This window comes from Dellaglioa sp. CoH-55-MRSF-8 (genome assembly GCF_056782195.1).
In genome coordinates this window covers 1-263 of sequence record NZ_JBXAYH010000215.1, presented here as the reverse complement: position 1 = coordinate 263, position 263 = coordinate 1, and the positions used below count along the sequence as shown (strand labels likewise).

The window sequence follows — 263 nt, the reverse complement described above, 5'->3', positions numbered from 1 at the left end:
AGGAAACACCTGCGCCTAAAAAGCGTGGTCGTCCGCCCCTTCCCAAAAACACGGAACAGACACCAAAAGGTCGTGACCGTGATCAGCCTGTAACTGACGTTGTTGTGGTGAAGCCCGAGCGCGATCCGCTTGAGGATGACGACGATGACATGGGACTAACCGTGAGTCGAAAGCGTCGAGAGGTAGTGACCGTTGATGAGGACGGCTCACGAATCTCGCGCCTCAAATCAGGCTCTCTTAACTCGATTCTGGGCGACGATGCC

Annotated in this window: 1 protein-coding gene; it reads left to right on the top strand. The window is 55.5% G+C overall.

Annotated elements, in window-relative coordinates; genetic code table 11:
- A partial coding sequence (locus AC1RPW_RS08530; RefSeq protein WP_481769533.1) for a hypothetical protein occupies nucleotides 1-263 on the top strand: 263 nt, incomplete at both ends.